Source organism: Sphingomonas sp. BT-65 (assembly GCF_026107375.2).
GTDB lineage: Bacteria > Pseudomonadota > Alphaproteobacteria > Sphingomonadales > Sphingomonadaceae > Sphingomonas.
Genome location: NZ_JAPCIA010000001.1, coordinates 1,455,710 through 1,471,104 on the forward strand (window position 1 = coordinate 1,455,710; position 15,395 = coordinate 1,471,104).

The 15,395-nt window shown below is 67.3% G+C and carries 17 protein-coding genes and 1 pseudogene; 11 read left to right on the plus strand and 7 right to left on the minus strand.

All coding sequences use genetic code 11. The annotated features are described in order from the left end of the window. Nucleotides 1–999, minus strand: coding sequence for an adenosine kinase (locus OK349_RS07060; RefSeq protein ID WP_265117109.1), 999 nt, complete (start codon nucleotides 997–999; stop codon nucleotides 1–3). A 99-nt stretch (nucleotides 1,000–1,098) separates the two neighbouring features. On the opposite strand from OK349_RS07060, the gene OK349_RS07065 reads away from it, so the two are divergent. Both OK349_RS07065 and OK349_RS07070 read left to right on the plus strand, forming a co-directional pair. Beyond that, nucleotides 1,099–1,782: an EI24 domain-containing protein gene (locus tag OK349_RS07065; protein WP_265117110.1), complete on the plus strand. Its 684-nt coding sequence runs from the start codon at nucleotides 1,099–1,101 to the stop codon at nucleotides 1,780–1,782. Continuing rightward, nucleotides 1,779–2,156 (plus strand): hypothetical protein, encoded by a 378-nt coding sequence (locus tag OK349_RS07070; RefSeq protein ID WP_265117111.1) that lies wholly within the window; start codon nucleotides 1,779–1,781, stop codon nucleotides 2,154–2,156. The genes OK349_RS07065 and OK349_RS07070 overlap by 4 nt, the downstream gene beginning before the upstream one ends. 89 nt (nucleotides 2,157–2,245) lie before the next feature. Here OK349_RS07070 and queG read toward each other — a convergent pair whose 3' ends face one another. Continuing rightward, nucleotides 2,246–3,358 (minus strand): tRNA epoxyqueuosine(34) reductase QueG, encoded by a 1,113-nt coding sequence (queG, locus tag OK349_RS07075; RefSeq protein WP_265117112.1) that lies wholly within the window; start codon nucleotides 3,356–3,358, stop codon nucleotides 2,246–2,248. Nucleotides 3,359–3,394: 36 nt separating this feature from the next. On the opposite strand from queG, the gene OK349_RS07080 reads away from it, so the two are divergent. The 5 genes from OK349_RS07080 (at nucleotide 3,395) to msrB (ending at nucleotide 7,857) form a co-directional block, all read left to right on the plus strand. Next, the gene (locus OK349_RS07080; protein WP_265118554.1) at nucleotides 3,395–4,336 is read left to right on the plus strand and encodes an ABC transporter ATP-binding protein; all 942 of its coding nucleotides are present in this window, start codon (nucleotides 3,395–3,397) and stop codon (nucleotides 4,334–4,336) included. Next, on the plus strand, nucleotides 4,333–5,589 hold the full coding sequence (locus tag OK349_RS07085) for an ABC transporter permease (RefSeq protein WP_265117113.1): 1,257 nt from the start codon (nucleotides 4,333–4,335) through the stop codon (nucleotides 5,587–5,589). Before OK349_RS07080 ends, OK349_RS07085 begins: the two co-directional genes overlap by 4 nt. 41 nt (nucleotides 5,590–5,630) lie before the next feature. Next, entirely contained in the window at nucleotides 5,631–6,860 is a 1,230-nt protein-coding gene (locus OK349_RS07090; protein WP_265117114.1) for a cytochrome P450, read from the plus strand. A gap of 238 nt (nucleotides 6,861–7,098) precedes the next feature. Further along, nucleotides 7,099–7,305, plus strand: a complete 207-nt coding sequence (locus OK349_RS07095; RefSeq protein ID WP_265117115.1) for a hypothetical protein — start codon at nucleotides 7,099–7,101, stop codon at nucleotides 7,303–7,305. A gap of 66 nt (nucleotides 7,306–7,371) precedes the next feature. Continuing rightward, complete coding sequence (msrB, locus tag OK349_RS07100; protein WP_265117116.1) at nucleotides 7,372–7,857, plus strand: peptide-methionine (R)-S-oxide reductase MsrB; 486 nt, start codon at nucleotides 7,372–7,374, stop codon at nucleotides 7,855–7,857. Nucleotides 7,858–7,872: 15 nt separating this feature from the next. On the opposite strand, the gene OK349_RS07105 is transcribed toward msrB, so the two are convergent. Both OK349_RS07105 and OK349_RS07110 read right to left on the minus strand, forming a co-directional pair. Further along, the gene (locus OK349_RS07105) at nucleotides 7,873–8,073 is read right to left on the minus strand and encodes a dodecin family protein (protein WP_265117117.1); all 201 of its coding nucleotides are present in this window, start codon (nucleotides 8,071–8,073) and stop codon (nucleotides 7,873–7,875) included. Between the two features lie 237 nt (nucleotides 8,074–8,310). Next, a complete protein-coding gene (locus tag OK349_RS07110; RefSeq protein WP_265117118.1) occupies nucleotides 8,311–8,862 on the minus strand; it encodes a CHAP domain-containing protein in 552 nt (183 codons plus the stop codon). Nucleotides 8,863–8,909: 47 nt separating this feature from the next. Between OK349_RS07110 and OK349_RS07115 the strand changes: the two genes are divergently transcribed. Continuing rightward, the gene (locus OK349_RS07115; protein WP_265117119.1) at nucleotides 8,910–9,377 is read left to right on the plus strand and encodes a hypothetical protein; all 468 of its coding nucleotides are present in this window, start codon (nucleotides 8,910–8,912) and stop codon (nucleotides 9,375–9,377) included. A gap of 68 nt (nucleotides 9,378–9,445) precedes the next feature. Further along, nucleotides 9,446–9,997: a hypothetical protein gene (locus OK349_RS07120; protein ID WP_265117120.1), complete on the plus strand. Its 552-nt coding sequence runs from the start codon at nucleotides 9,446–9,448 to the stop codon at nucleotides 9,995–9,997. 22 nt (nucleotides 9,998–10,019) lie between these two features. On the opposite strand, the gene OK349_RS07125 is transcribed toward OK349_RS07120, so the two are convergent. From OK349_RS07125 to OK349_RS07135, 3 genes are read right to left on the minus strand one after another with little or no spacing between them, the layout of a single operon-like run. Further along, complete coding sequence (locus OK349_RS07125) at nucleotides 10,020–10,754, minus strand: extensin-like domain-containing protein (protein WP_265117121.1); 735 nt, start codon at nucleotides 10,752–10,754, stop codon at nucleotides 10,020–10,022. Then, nucleotides 10,751–11,500 (minus strand): NUDIX hydrolase, encoded by a 750-nt coding sequence (locus OK349_RS07130; RefSeq protein ID WP_265117122.1) that lies wholly within the window; start codon nucleotides 11,498–11,500, stop codon nucleotides 10,751–10,753. Before OK349_RS07130 ends, OK349_RS07125 begins: the two co-directional genes overlap by 4 nt. A 45-nt stretch (nucleotides 11,501–11,545) precedes the next feature. Continuing rightward, complete coding sequence (locus tag OK349_RS07135; RefSeq protein ID WP_265117123.1) at nucleotides 11,546–13,141, minus strand: DNA methyltransferase; 1,596 nt, start codon at nucleotides 13,139–13,141, stop codon at nucleotides 11,546–11,548. Between the two features lie 536 nt (nucleotides 13,142–13,677). Here OK349_RS07135 and OK349_RS19520 point away from each other — a divergent pair. Next, nucleotides 13,678–13,986, plus strand: a pseudogene (locus OK349_RS19520) (ANTAR domain-containing response regulator); the annotation flags it as partial. A 41-nt stretch (nucleotides 13,987–14,027) separates the two neighbouring features. Then, the gene (locus tag OK349_RS07145; protein WP_265117125.1) at nucleotides 14,028–15,239 is read left to right on the plus strand and encodes a CmpA/NrtA family ABC transporter substrate-binding protein; all 1,212 of its coding nucleotides are present in this window, start codon (nucleotides 14,028–14,030) and stop codon (nucleotides 15,237–15,239) included. Nucleotides 15,240–15,395: the final 156 nt, after the last annotated feature.

Consider the following 15,395-nt stretch of genomic DNA (forward strand, 5'->3'; position numbering starts at 1 on the left):
TCAGCCCAGCTTTTCCGCCGCCAGCGCCTTCAGGTCCACCTCGGCGCGCGCGCCATAATGGCTGATGATCTCCGCCGCGCACACCGCGCCGAGCTTGAGCGACTTCTCCAGGCTCCAGCCCTGGGCCTGGCCGTGCAGGAAGCCCGCGGCGAACAGGTCGCCCGCGCCGGTGGTGTCGACCACCTTGTCGATCGGCTCGGCCGGCACCGCTGCGCGTTCGCCATTGGCGATCGCGATCGCGCCTTTTTCGCTGCGCGTCACGACGAGCACCGGCACTTGGCGGCTGATCTTGGCGATCGCGTCCTCGCAATCCTCGAGCTCGGCCAGCGCCAGCAATTCGTTCTCGTTGGCGAACAGGATGTCGATCAGGCCATCCGCGAGCAGCGCGCGGAAGTCGCCGCCATGGCGTGAAATGCAGAACACGTCGGACAGCGTGAACGCGACCTTGCGCCCGGCGTCGCGCGCGATCCCGATCGCAGCCCGCATCGCCTGACGCGGTTCCTCGGGGTCCCACAGATAGCCTTCGAGATAGAGGATCGCCCCGCCCGCGATCAGATCGCGGTCGAGCGCCTTCTCGGGCAGGAACTGCGAGGCACCGAGAAAGGTGTTCATCGTGCGCTGCCCGTCGGGCGTCACGAAGATCAAGCAGCGCGCGGTCGAGGGCGGCCCCGCGCGCACCACCGTATCGAAATCGACGCCGCTGGCGCGCAGGTCGTGCGCGAACACTTCGCCCAGCTGATCGTCGGCGACCTGACCGATGAAGGCGCAGCGGCCGCCCAGCGCGGCCATGGCGGCCACGGTGTTCCCGGCCGACCCGCCCGAAACCTCACGCCCCGGCCCCATCTTGGCGTAGAGCGCGTCAGCTTCCTCGGGCGAGAAGATCAGCTGCATCGATCCCTTGGCGACGCCGATCTCGTCGATGAAGCTGTCCTCGGCCGAGGCGAGGACGTCGACGATTGCGTTGCCGATGGCGACGACGTCATGGGCGGGTGCGGTCACATGGATCTCCGGAGTAATGGCTGCCGCGCGCCTAGTAGAGCGAGCGCGCGCGCGCAACCGCGTTGACTTATGTCGGGGCCCCGGCCCATCCATACCGCGATGTTCGATGCGCTGCTCCTCTCGATCCGCCAGCTTGGCGACAAGCGGATCCTCGCCGTCTTCGTCAAATCGATGCTACTGACACTCGCGATCTTCGTGGCGCTCGGCGCCGCGTTGTGGTTCGGGGTCGAGGCGCTCATCGCCCATTATTTCGACGCGAGCGACAGCATCGCCAGCCTCATCGCGGCCGCCGCGCTGCTGCTCGGCGCGCTCGGCGCGTGGCTGCTGTTCCGCGCGATCGCAGTCGCGGTGATCAGCGTTTTCGCCGACGAGGTGGTCCACGCGGTCGAGGCGAAACACTATCCCGCGAAGTTCGCTGCCGCGCGCGACCTCAGCTTCGCGCGCTCGCTCGGCATGGGGCTGCGTTCCGCCGTCCGCGCATTGCTGGTCAACCTCGTGCTCGCCCCGCTCTACATCCTGCTGCTCGTCACCGGAGTCGGCACCGCGCTCGCCTTCTTCCTCGTCAATAGCTGGCTGCTCGGCCGCGATCTCGGCGACATGGTCGCGGTGCGCCATTTGCCCGCCGCCGACCTCGCGCGCTGGCGCAGCGCGACGCGCCTCTCGCGCTTCATCTTGGGGGCAGCGGGCACCGCCTTGTTCTTCGTGCCGTTCGTCAATCTCGCCGCGCCTGTCCTTGGCGCCGCGATGGCGACGCACTTGTTCCACCGGAGAACCGTCAAGTGAGAGTTCCGATCGCCGCCGCGCTGCTCGTGCTGCTCGCGGGTTGCGGCGGTGCGACCGCCCCGCCCCCGGTCGTTCGCGCCGCGCCGGTTCCGGTGCCCCAGCCCGGCATGGCCGCGCTCACCACGGTGATGGGGGCGAGCGCCAGCGCTCTGATCGCCCAGTTCGGCCGCCCGCAGCTCGACGTCAGCGAGGGCAGCGCGCGAAAGCTCCAGTTCGGCGGGCCGATCTGCGTGCTCGACGCCTATCTCTATCCGCCCAAATCGGGCCGTGGCGACGCCACCGTCACCTTCGCCGAGACGCGCCAGCGCGACGGCAAGCCGATAGACCAGTCGAGCTGTGCCGCCGCGCTCAGGGCGAGCCGCGCGGGGAAGTAACTCAAAACTCCTCCCCCGGAGGGGGAGGGGGACCAGCGAAGCTGGTGGAGGGGTAATCTCCATTCGCGGGCCGGTCGGCTTGTGGCGACCTACCCCTCCACCGCCTTCGGCGGTCCCCCTCTCCCTCCGGGGGAGGAACGAGTCACCGCCAGTCTATCCGCTTGTACTATCTTATTCCGCGCCCATTCCGCAGCCTCCGCTACGACCGGGTCGGGATCGCCGAGCAGCGCCTCGACCGCCGGCAGCAGCGCCGCCTCGCCGCTGTTCCCCGCCGCGATCAGGCAGTTGCGCATCATCCGGTCGCGCCCGATCCGCTTGATCGGCGATCCCGAGAAGACCTGGCGGAACCCGGCATCGTCGAGCGCGAGCAGCTCGGCGAGCTGGGGCGCGGCCAGCTCGGCGCGCGGCGCGAAGGCGAGGTTCGCCGCCGCGGCCGCCGCGAATTTGTTCCACGGGCACACCGCCAGGCAATCGTCGCAGCCATAGATGCGGTTGCCGATCGCTTCGCGGAACTCCTCGGGGATCGGCCCCTTGAGCTCGATCGTGAGGTACGAGATGCAGCGCCGCGCATCGAGCTGATAGGGCGCGGGAAAGGCAGCGGTCGGGCACGCCGTCCGGCACGCATCGCACGATCCGCATCCGCCGCCGCTAGAGCTATCCGGTTCCAGCTCCAGCGTGGTGTAGATCGCTCCCAGGAACAACCAGCTGCCATGGTCGCGGCTGACGAGGTTGGTGTGCTTGCCCTGCCAGCCCAGTCCCGCCGCCTCGGCCAGCGGCTTTTCCATCACCGGCGCGGTGTCGACGAACACCTTGAGATCGCACCCCGCCTCAGCCGCCAGCCAACGGCCCAGCGCTTTCAGTGCCTTCTTCATCACGTCGTGATAGTCCGCGCCCTGCGCATAGACCGAGATCCGCCCGCGTTCCCCCGCCTCCGCCAGCGCCAGCGGATCGGCGGCGGGCGCATAGCTCATGCCGAGCGAAATCACGCTGCGCACCTCGGGCCACAGCCCCGCCGGGCTCTCGCGGTGATGCGCGCGCTCGGCCATCCAGATCATGTCGCCGTGCCGCCCCTCGGCCAGCCACTCGCGCAGCCGTTCGCCCGCCAGCGGCGCCGCGTCGGCACGCGCGATCCCGCACGCAGCGAAGCCCAGCTCCACCGCCTTTTCGCGGATTGCCGCCTCCAGTGACTTGCCTACATGCATCACCCCCAGCTACCACGGCTCCGGTGAGCGAGGGGAATTTTGTTGAGTAGCGAACTGGCGGTCAGCGCCACCGGCCTGATCAAGCGCTTCGGCGACCGCTGCGTAGTGGATGGCGTCGACATCGCCGTGCCGAAGGGCATGATCTACGGCGTGCTCGGCCCCAACGGTGCGGGCAAGACCACCACCTTGCGCATGTTGCTCGGCATCATCGAGCCCGATGGCGGCACGCGCAGCGTGTTCGGCAACGACCGCCCGCGCGAGGTCAGCGACCGCATCGGCTATCTCCCCGAGGAACGCGGCCTCTACCCCTCGATGAAGACCATTCAGGCGATCGCTTTCATGGGCGCGCTGCGCGGGCTCGACTGGCGTACCGGCCGCACCCGCGCGGTCGCGCTGATGGAGGCCACCGGCCTCGGCCACGCCACCGACCAGAAGATCCGCAAGCTCTCCAAGGGCATGGCCCAGCTCGTGCAATTGCTCGGCTCGGTCGTCCACCAGCCCGACCTGCTCGTGCTCGACGAGCCCTTCTCCGGCCTCGACCCGGTCAACCAGGAGCGGCTCGAGAAGCTCATCCTCGCCGAGCGCGACCGCGGCGCGACGATCCTCTTCTCCACCCATGTCATGGCGCATGCCGAACGGCTGTGCGACCGGCTCACCATCATCGCCGGCGGCAAGGTGCGCTTCGAGGGCACCGTCGCCGACGCCCGCGCCACCTTGCCCTTCAAGGCGCATTATGTCCCGCATCATCCGAACCAGGGCATCCGCGCCCTGCTCCCCGCCGATGCCGCGCCCGAGGGCGACGGCTGGCGCTTCACTCTGCCCGACGAGGGGATCGAGGCCACGCTGGTGAAGCTGATCGACGCCGGCTACGGCATCTCGGGCCTGTCGATCGAGCGTCCGTCGCTCCACGACGTGTTCGTCCGCATCGTCGGCCGCAAGGCGCTGGAGGAAGCCGAAGCGCTGGAGGCGCAGGCATGAGCAGTCTCGCCCGCCTCGTCCGCCAGACCATGACGATCGCCCGCCGCGATTTCGTCGCGACGGTGTTTACCCCCACCTTCCTGCTCTTCCTGCTCGCACCGCTGATGATGGTCGGCTTCGGCGCGATCGGCGGAGTCGGTGCGGCATCGATGAGCAAGAGTGGCGACGACAAGGCGCGCATCGTGATCCTCGCCAGCGGCGAGCAGGCACGCACCGCGATCGCGATCGACCGCCAGCTCCGCGACATGTTCCGCGAGCGCGAACGCCCGCCCCAGCTGATCGTCGAGGCGCCCGGCGCCAACCCGCGGGCGCAAGGCCGCGCGATCTTCGAGCGCAAGGCTATCGACACCTATGCCGTGATGTACGGCCCGCTCGAGCGGCCACAGATCCTCCACAGCATCAACGGCACGCGTTCCGCCAGCTATCTCGCCGAGCTCGCCGACCAGGTGCTCCGCGCCCAGCGCGCCGGCACCACCGCGCCGCTCAGCGAAGCGACCAAGACCGTCATCGCCCGCCCCGGCTCGACCTCCAGCGGCCACGGCCAGGCCGCCTTCTTCGCGGTCACCGCACTGTTCATGGTCAGCCTGCTGCTCGCCGGCCAGGTCGTCGGCACCATGGCCGAGGAGCGCTCGAACAAGGTGATCGAGATTCTCGCTGCCGCAGTCCCGCTCGAAAGCGTGTTCTTCGGCAAGCTCCTCGGCATGTTCGGCGTCGCGCTCCTGTTCCTTGGCTTCTGGGGCACGGTCGCGGTCAACGTCACCACCTTGCTCCCCACCCGCGTCGCCACCGCCTTCATCGATGTTGGCCCCGCGGTGGGGCTGCCGATGTTCGGGCTCCTGTTCTTCGCCTATTTCGTGATGGCGTACATGCTGCTCGGCGCGGTGTTCCTCGGCATCGGCGCGCAGGCCTCGACGCAGCGCGAGCTGCAGATGCTGTCGCTGCCCATCACGATCTTCCAGGTCGCGATGTTCGGGCTCGCCACCGCTGCGGCCGCGAGCCCGACGAGTGGGATCGCGACCGCTGCCGAGGTCTTCCCGTTCAGCTCGCCCTTCGCGATGGTCGCCCGCGCCGCCAATGCGCCCGATCTGCTTCCGCATTTCCTGGCGCTGGCATGGCAAGCATCGTGGGTCGCGGTCACCATCACCATCGCCGCGCGCCTCTTCCGCCGCGGCGTGCTCCAGTCGGGCAGTCCCAAGCTCCGCCTGGGCCGGAAACGCCCCGTCGAACCCGCTATTGACAATCCTGTAAGTTAAGCCACTCTCCCGGACAAACAGCGTTCCGGGAGAGTAAAGCCATGGCCACCCTTGCGCCCGAAGCCGCGCCCGCGGTCGATCCGCTCGACGTCACCCGGCCAGAGCTCTACCGCGACGACCTCTGGCACGAGCCGTTCCGCCGCCTGCGCGCCGAAGCCCCGGTCTATCGCTGCGAGAACAGCGCGTTCGGCCCCTATTGGTCGATCTCCACCTACAAGCCGATCGTCGAGGTCGAATCGCTCCCCGAACTCTATTCCAGCCAGGCCGGCGGCATCACCGTCGCCGACCTGATGCCGGAAGACATCAAGATGCCGATGTTCATCGCGATGGACCGCCCCAAGCACACCGGCCAGCGCCGCACCGTCGCCCCCGCCTTCACGCCGTCCGAGATGGTGCGGATGACCGGCGACATCCGCCAGCGCACCGCCGAGATCCTCGATTCGCTCCCTGTCGGCGAGACGTTCGACTGGGTCGATACAGTCTCGATCGAGCTGACCACGCAGATGCTCGCCCTCCTCTTCGATTTCCCGTGGGAGGAGCGCCGCAAGCTCACCTACTGGTCCGACTGGGCCGGCGATATCGAGATCGCCAAGGACCCCGTGCGCAAGGAAGAGCGCCGCCAGATCCTGTTCCAGTGCGCCGCCGAGTTCGGCGCACTGTGGAACAGCAAGGTCGGAAAGGAGGCGACGCCCGACCTCATCTCGATGATGATCCATTCGGACGCGATGGCGGAGATGGATCAGATGGAGTTCCTCGGGAACCTCATTCTGCTCATCGTCGGCGGCAACGACACCACGCGCAATTCGATGAGCGCCTATGCCTGGGCGCTCGAGCAGTTCCCCGACGAGCGCGCCAAGCTCGAAGCCAATCCCGAGCTGATCCCCAATGTCTGCCAGGAGATCATCCGCTGGCAGACCCCGCTCGCGCATATGCGCCGCACCGCGACCCAGGATACCGAGTTGATGGGCCAGAAGATCGCCGAGGGCGACAAGCTCGTCCTCTGGTATCTCTCCGCCAACCGCGACGAGACCGTGTTCGAGCGCCCCGACGAGATCATCGTCGATCGCGCCAACGCCCGCCGCCACCTCGCCTTCGGTCACGGCATCCACCGCTGCGTGGGTGCGCGCCTCGCCGAGCTGCAGATCGGCGTGCTGATGGAGGAGATGGCCAAGCGCCGCCTGCGCCCCAATGTCGTAGCGGAGCCGGAGCGCGTATCCGCGTGCTTCGTCCATGGCTACAAGAAGATGCCGGTGGAGCTCAGCCGCTACTGAGGCCGTGTCGTCATTTCGCGTGGGGTGAGCGAGGGCGTATCGACATTCAGGATCGAGGCCAGTTCATTCCTCCCCCTCCGGGGAGGAATGTCGGAATGTCGATACAGCCCAGGACTGGCGCGCACCTTGAAAAATCACGCTCCCGCTCCATCTATAGGTCATCGCTGAAAGATACTGATCGTAGGCTTCAGCGGCTGAGAGACCGTCGCGCTCCCGCTTACAGTTGCAGGGGCAGATCATGGATCTCAACGAACTTCTTCATCGCCAACAGGTTGCTCTGATGTGCGCGGGTGCGGCGCAATGTGCCGAGGCACGTATCGCGCACCAGGGCATGGCCAGCCTCTATGAAGAGCGGATTCGCGCGATATGGCCGCCTTCGGACGAGAACGCGCCGATTGCCCGGGACAGATCTGTCGATCCCGAGAGGATGCTGATCGCCGAATAGCGTCGCATCCTTGACGCGGCTGCGTCTTCGATCTTTCGTAGCCCATGCGTCGCCGAAAGGATGCCCATGCCGCTCACTCGCCGCCACCTGCTCGCCCTCGCCGGCACCGGCGGCATCGCCGTCACCTTCGGCTGCACCTCGGCCGAATCCGAGGCCGCGCAGCGGTTCGAGTTCACCCTCACCGATGCCGAATGGCGCAAGCGCCTTACCCCCGCGCAATATCGCGTGCTGCGGCAGGCGGCGACCGAGCGCCCCTTCACCAGCCCGCTCGACAAGGAGAAGCGCGCGGGCATCTTCGCCTGCGCCGGCTGCGGCCTGCCGCTCTACAGCTCGCGCACCAAATTCGACAGCCGCACCGGCTGGCCGAGCTTCTACGCCCCGCTCAAGGACGCGATCCGCACCCGCACCGACTATCTGATCGGCGTGCCGCGCACCGAGGTGCTCTGCCGCCGCTGCGGCGGGCATCTCGGCCATGTGTTCGACGACGGCCCGCCGCCGACCGGCAAGCGCTATTGCATGAATGGCTTGGCGATGACGTTCAGGCCGGCCTGACGACCATCGTCCGCGTCACTTGACGACGAAGGTCACGGCGAGGATCACGCGCCATTCGACGACCTTGTTGTCGCGCACCACGCCCTTGGTGTCCTTGACCCAGACGCTCTCGATATTCTGCACGGTCTCGCCGACCTTGGCGACACCGTCGCGGATCGCGTGCTCGATGCTCTCGCTCGAGCTGGAGATGACCTCGATGACCTTCGCAACCGACATGGCTCTGCTCCCGTTATGGACGCCCGCCCGCGGGATCGAGAATAGCGTTGTCCCGGCTTCCCGCAAACGAAATGCCGCGGTGAAGGCAACGGTCTGAAACCAAACCCGTCACTCCGGCCTTGTGCCGGGGTCCACCGGGAGGCAAGCGATGGTGCTCAATCTCGCGCGGCTCGCGAGAGGCGCAGTGGATCCCGGCACAGGGCCGGGATGACGATGAAGTGAAGGGACCGGCTTGCCTTACTTCTGCATCGCGGTCGTGATCCCGAACTTCTCGAGATCGATCGCCGCGATCGTCACGCCGCCAAACGGCGCTTCCTCGGGCTCGATCGCCGGCGCCTTGCCGGTATAGATGAAGCCGTTGACCGGATAGGTCGAGGTGCCGAGCCCGCCGTTCGACGCGAACCACACCTTGACGCGGCTCCAGTCGCCCTTCTCGGACACGTCCACCGCGATCACATTCTTTTCGATCCCGCCGCGGCGCGACCAGTTGGCGTGGGTCAGCAGCACTTCGCGGTCGCTCAGTACCTTGGAGACCATCGCGACATGGCCGAGGCGCATGCGCTGGGTCGCCGCGAACGACATCACCGAACCTTCGACCGGCTCGCGGCCGCGCTCGTAGCGGCCTTCCGCCTGCGCCCACCAGGTGTGCGCGTTGCCATGGATCTGAATGCCGGAGATCATGCGTGCATAGGGGACGCACTGCCAGAACTGCGCGTTGGCGGGGGCGATCGTCGCCAGGCAAAGCGCTGCCATCAGCGCGAATCGCGCCGCAAGAACCTTGGCTTTCATGGTGGCCCCCTTCAGACCCCGAATCTCGATGCAGGGTTCGTGGCAGAATGGTTCCGTCGATCCTAGAGCGCCGCCGCCGATATCCGATGAATCGTTTCGCCGCGGCGACGATTGGCATTTTGCCGGGCTGCGTCAGCGAGATCGGCTGTGCAGGAAGCTTGCAATGTTGGATTTCACTTGCTGTGCTCGCCCCTGCTTCGCTCTTTGACAGTGTCAACCGCCTCGATCCGTATTTCACGCGCGGCAAACCACCAATCATGGCGGAATTCCGCCGTTTTTCGCCGCCGCGCACGAAGTTGACAGCTGCCGCGAAACCCCTCGATTCTGTCAACCGCCACTGTCAACTTCGTAAGCTTTGGACCTCGCCGACCGTTACGGCCCTGATTCATATTTGTTGCCCGAAAGCCTCGATCCACATCTGTTTTCACTCGCCGTCCCTCAATTCGCCGCAACCAATGTTGCAACGCAAAACCATCTGTGATTCCTTGTCTGAACGGCGGACGACGCGGGGTTAAGGGTAGCGTTAACCATCCTGGGGCATCCTCCGCCGTGAAGGAGTCGAGTGGGGTGGGAGTGAAGGAGAATGAGCGCACGAAGTAAGCCGGCCGAAGGCGCGATGACGCTGGCCGAGATGAAGGAATTCGCCGGGTTCGCCGCGGCGACGCAGCGGTATATCCGCCGCTCGCTCGATGTCGGGCTCGAGCGCAACGACGCCATGGAGCGCTGGTCGCGCGACGTGGTCGAGGCCGCCAGCATCCGTGCCCAGGCGCATATGTACGACCGGCTTCCCGAGATTCGCGCACTGATCCCCGACGACAGCGGGCTCGATGCGATGGAGCCGTTCATGGCGCCGCTCGTCACCGTCTCGGCCTTCGATCTGGGGCAGGGCCGGCTCACCGGCTTCTCGGCCTATCGCTTCCTCTACGAGCGGCTGATCGGCGCGGAGGTGCGGCCATGGCTGCCCGCGGCCTTCTGTGCTGCGGCGGCGCTGCCGCATCTCCATCCGGACCTGCGGCGCAAGCTGCTCCAGTCGATCAGCGAGGCCGCGGCGACCGCGTCGGGCTGGTCGAACCGTCAGCCGGCCTTCTTCCCGCAATGGGTGGAAAAGGTCGGCACCGAGCCGCTGCCCAATTGAGGTTTCTCCCGGCGGGTCTGCCCTAGCGGCAGGCTCGCCACCCCATCTCCCCGCGTTCCGCCTGGTCGAGGTGGAAGTGATCGCGATGCGCGGCGTTGTAGTCCGGCGACAACACGGTCGAGAACAGGCTGCACGCCCCGTCCCGCACCTCGCGCAGAAAGCGCGCCTTCTGCCCCCTCCCCGCCCAATCGCCGACCAGCGTGATCCGCGTTCCGTCAGCAAGGCGGAACGCCGCGACGTCCACCGCATCGGCGGTCGAATGCTCGCTCCAGCTCGCCCCCTCGCGATTGTACATCCGCCGGCAATTGTAGCTGCCGAAATGCTCGATCTCGGTGACGCGCTGGTTGAAGGTACGGCGCGCCGCGGGCTGCACCACCTCCCATTCCCACACCGCCAGCGCCGCCGCGACCGGGCAGGAAACACCCAGATCACCCGGCGCAAACCGGATCCGCCGCGCCCCGCCCGGCGCGAACCGCACGACATCGGCATAGCCGCATTCCCCGCCCTGCTCGCTCAGCGGTGCCAGCGCGGTGTAGCGCACTCCCGCCTTGTCGAGCGCCTTGCGGCATGCGGGGAAATCCTCGGTCAGCCCGGCCAGCTTGCGGCCGGTGAACAGTCCCACCGGCTTGCCCAGATCGAGCTCGGTCCAGGGCAGGTCCTGCGGCCGGTTGCGGACCAGTGCATAGAGCAGCAGCACCAGCGTCAGCAGCAGCGCCGCCACTACGATCGCCGCCAGGCTGTTGCGGAGCAGCTTCATGCCCGCAGCGCCGTTCCGATCACCTGCGAGGTCACCGGATAGCCGAGCCCCTCGGGGATGCAGAGCCGCTCCTCGCCGCCGCGCGTCTCGACCCAGGGGGTGATCGGCTCCACCGGATGCGCCCGCGCGTCCGCCACCGCCTCCGCGAAGCTGCCGAGCTGCGCCAGCCGCTCGAGGTTGCGCCGCGTCGGAAAGATGATCCGCGCCTTGCCGGCGTCGGCGGCATCCAGCACCTCTTGCGCGGTCGCCCACAACAATCGGACATTCTCGTTCCCGTCCACCACCGCTTCGGCCGCATCTTCGGGCCATCGCGCCAGATAGAAGCGCGTGTCGAACACCTTGTGCGACACGTCGCCGGGCGGCAGCCAGCGCGCAAAGGGCACCAGCGCATTAAGGTCGAGATCGCCCCCGGCGAGCACTTCGCCCACTGGCGTCCCGCCGTAGAGCGCCGCGCGGACACCCTCGATGTCAGCCATCCCCGCGATGCCCACCGCCAGCCCCGCTTCCTCGATCATCTCGCGAATCGCGGCGATCCGCGCGGCGAGGTCATCGGGATCGCCCGGATGCAACGCCGCCAACGCGCGGTCGCCTGGATCGACTCGCCCGCCCGGAAAGACCAGCGCCCCGCCAGCAAAGCGCATCGCTGCGGATCGCTCGACGACGAGCAGCTCCGGCTGCCCCGCAGCGCGCTCGCGCATCACGATCAGCGTCGCGGCGGGGATCGGCTGGGAGGAGGCGCCCGTCATCGCCGGCGGGTTTAGGGTCGAAGCCGACGGATGGGAAGCGACGTGCTACAGCAGTTGCGCCTGCACCTCCGTCTCGCGCGGCGCGCTGCGGAACGCCGCCGCCGGATCGACCAGCGGTATGTCCGGGCGGCGGCCGTCGAACAGCTCGTCGACCGTCAGGATCTGCATCCGGGCATAGCTCCGCCCGGTCGCTTCGGAGTGGAACCGCCCCACCGCGGCCGCTTCGCGCAGCATCGGCGCGGAGGGCGGCGTGCGACTGACGATCACCCCGATCGGCGCCTTCTCGCGCTCCATCGCCGAATGCAGGTCGCGCACCACCTTCACCCCGACATGCTCGCCGCCCTTGACCGACACCAGCGCCCTCGCCGTCCGCTGGCGCTCGGGCTTGAAATAGATGATCCCGTCGATCCCCCCGTCCGGTCCCTTGCGCCGCCCGGCAAAGGGCATGGCATCGATCATCGACACCGCCCACCACTGGAACTGATAGGGGTCGCGCCGCGCCAGATCCTCGGCCGAGGCCCGGTCGCGCGGCGTCCCCTCGACATTGAGCGCAATGCCAGGAAACGCCGCCTTCATCCGCCGCTCGATCAGGCTGATTGCGAGATGCGTGACGTCGATCCCCGCCCAGCGCCGCCCCAATTTCTGCGCGGCGTGGATCGCGGTGCCGCAGCCGCAAAAGGGATCGAGCACCACATCGCCCTCGTTCGACGAGGCGGCGATGATCCGCTCGAGCAGCGCGATCGGCTTCTGCGTCGGATAGCCGAGCCGCTCCTGCGCTTGCGAGTTGATCGCCGGGATGTCGCTCCACAGCGCCTGCACCGGCAGTCCGCGCGCCTCGTCGAGATAACGTTTCAGCCGGATGCCGCCGTTGCGCGTGAAGTGCAGCCGCCCTTCGCGGTCGAGCCGCTCCATCGTCTCGACCGGCATCCGCCAATAGGAATGCACGCCCCTATACTCATAATGATAGCCGCCGCCCGACAGCCCCTTGGCGGTGAGGTTGTCGTCCATCCACAGCCGCCCGTCGGGGTCGCGGTTGCGGAAGCGGGCTTCATAGTTGCGGTCATAGGGCGTGAATTGCGGGTTCCACACCGGCTTCGCGCCCTTCGAATAGAACAGGATGATATCGGTGTTGCGCCCATAGCGCCCGCCGTCGCTGTGCGCCGAGGTGCGCTTCCAGGTGATCTCGTTGCGGAACCGTTCGGCGCCGAACACGCCGTCCGCCAACAGCTTGAGATAGTGGCTCGCGGTCGGATCGCAGTGGAGATAGAGGCTGCCGGTGGGCTTGAGCACCCGGTGCAGTTCGATCAGCCGGATCGCCATCATCGCGAGATACGCCATCATGTCGTTCTCGCCGAGGAACGCGCGCATCGCGTTGAGCAGGTCGAACGCCCGCATGCAGCCGCTCTGCATCGCCTGGTCGAAGGCATCCTCGGCGACATCGTTCCAGTGCCACGTATCCTCGAACGCCTCGACCTGCGCCTCCGCCTCCGCCACGCCGGTCGGCGAACGGAACAGGATGTTGTAGTTCGCGTTCGAATTGAACGGCGGGTCGAGATAGACGAGATCGACGCTCTCGTCCGGAAAATGCGCGCGCAGGACGTCGAGATTGTCACCGTAGAAGAGATGATTCGCGAACTGCATCTGACGTTCCCACCGCGTGGCACCGCGCGGGAACGTTAGACGATCATTACGGGAACGTGGGTGAATGTACATCCGTTCCGGAGCCATTGCGCGAGGTCGCTGTGCTCTACACCGGCCCCAGCTTCTTCGAAGCGCCGGTGCTCGGATTCGGTTTCACCTGCTGCCCGCGCTCTCCACGCCGCCCCGAATGTCCAGCGATGCGAGCCTCTTACGCCCGTACCGAAACCTCCATCCCGGATCGGTTTCGTTTGAAACAAATGGAACCTTATTCTCTGGTGCAACGCAGCATTATTGCGTAAGCGAGCGCGATGCGGATCGCGATCATCGATACCAGCCAGACGCGCGCGGCGATCATTTCCGACGGCCTGCGCGAGGCCGGGCTCGAGGATCTGGCGCTGATCGACCCTGCCGGGCCCCTCGCCGCGCAGATCGAGGCGGCGGCGCCGGAAGTGGTGCTGGTCAATCTCGAAAATCCAAGCCGCGACGTGCTCGAGGATTTCTTCGCCATGTCGCGAGTGCTTGGCCGGCCGATCGCGATGTTCGTCGATCAGAGCGATGCCGAGGCGACCGGCGCGGCGATCGACGCGGGCGTCTCGGCCTATGTCGTCGACGGACTGTCGAAACAGCGCATCAAGCCGGTGCTCGATCTCGCCGTGCGCCGCTTCCAGGCCTTTTCACGGCTCCAGCGCGAGCTGGATGAAGCCAAGAACGCGCTCGCCGAACGCGCGACGATCGATCGCGCCAAGTCGATCCTCATGAAGCGCCGCGGGATCGACGAGCCTGCCGCCTATGCGTTGTTGCGCGGCCAAGCGATGCGCACCAACCGCCGCATCGTGGAGATCGCCGAGGCGATCGTCACCAGCGAAGCGCTGATGGGAGACCTGCCATGACCAGCGAAACTTTGCGCGTCGGCTTTCTCCCGCTGGTCGATGCCGCGCTGCCGATCCTCGCGCACGAGCTCGGCTTTGCCGAGGCCGAGGGGCTGTCGCTCGAACTGGTCCGCGACATGACCTGGGCGACGGTGCGCGACCGGCTGCTCTACGGCCATACCGACGCGGCGCACATGGTCGCCCCGCTCGCGATCGCCACCGCGCTCGGCCGCGACCGGCCGGCGGTGCCGATGGCGGTGCCCTTCGTGCTTGGGCTCAATGGCAATGCGATCACCTTCTCGACCGCACTGGCTCAAGCCGTCGGCCTGCGCGACGCGCTCGGCGACCCAATCGCGGTCGGCGCAGCGCTCAGGCAAGTCGCGCAACTGCGTGCGGCCGAAGGTCGGCGCCTCCGCTTCGGCGTGGTCCACCGCTATTCCAGCCACAACTATATGCTCCGCTACTGGCTCGCCGGAGTCGGCATCCGGCCTGACGCGGATGTCGAGATCACGGTAACCAGCCCGCCCTTCGCTGCCGATGCGCTCGCGGCAGGCGAGGTCGACGGCATCTGCGTCGGCGAGCCGTGGAATTCGATTGCAGTCGATCGCGGGGTCGGCCGCATCGCGCTCGCCACCGCGCAGATTTGGCGGCGCGGGGTCGAGAAGGTGCTGGCGCTGCGCGGCGAGGTCGTCGACGAGCGGCGCGACGCCGTGCTGCGGCTGGTCCGCGCGCTCCACGCTGCGGCCGCACATTTTGTGCGTCCCGAGACGGCCGAGCAAAGCGCGGACATCCTCGCCGGTCCAGCCTATCTCGATGCCTCGCGCGACGCGATCCTGCGCGCGATCACCGATCGCATCCGCCTCGTCCCCGGCGGGCCGCCGATCCATTATCCCGACTTCATGTTCCAGTACCGCGAGGCTGCCAACTTCCCGTGGCGCAGCCAGGCAGCGTGGCTCTATTCGCAGATGGCGCGGTGGGACAGCCTCCCCTATTCGGACGCCGACGCAGCGACCGCCGCGAGCACCTTCCGCCCCGATCTCTACCGCGAAGCACTGACGGGATCGGGCGCGCCATTGCCTGGCGCCAGCTCGAAGCTCGAGGGCGGGCTGGACGAACCGATCGGCGCCGGATCGGTGCAGGGGCGCCTCGTCCTGGGAGCCGACCGCTTCTTCGATCGCCGCGCCTTCGATCCCGAGGATATCCCCGGATATCTGGCCACGCTGCCGTAACGCGGCGCAGCTAAAATTATTGCACCTGCGAAGAAAACGCTTGCCGCACCTCGACGAATCGGGCAGCTTCATCTGACTCGGCAAGGACGCCGGGGCAGAATCACGCGGTTAGGTTTCCAACGGGGGGAGCCGGATCGCAACGGGCCGGGGCACGAC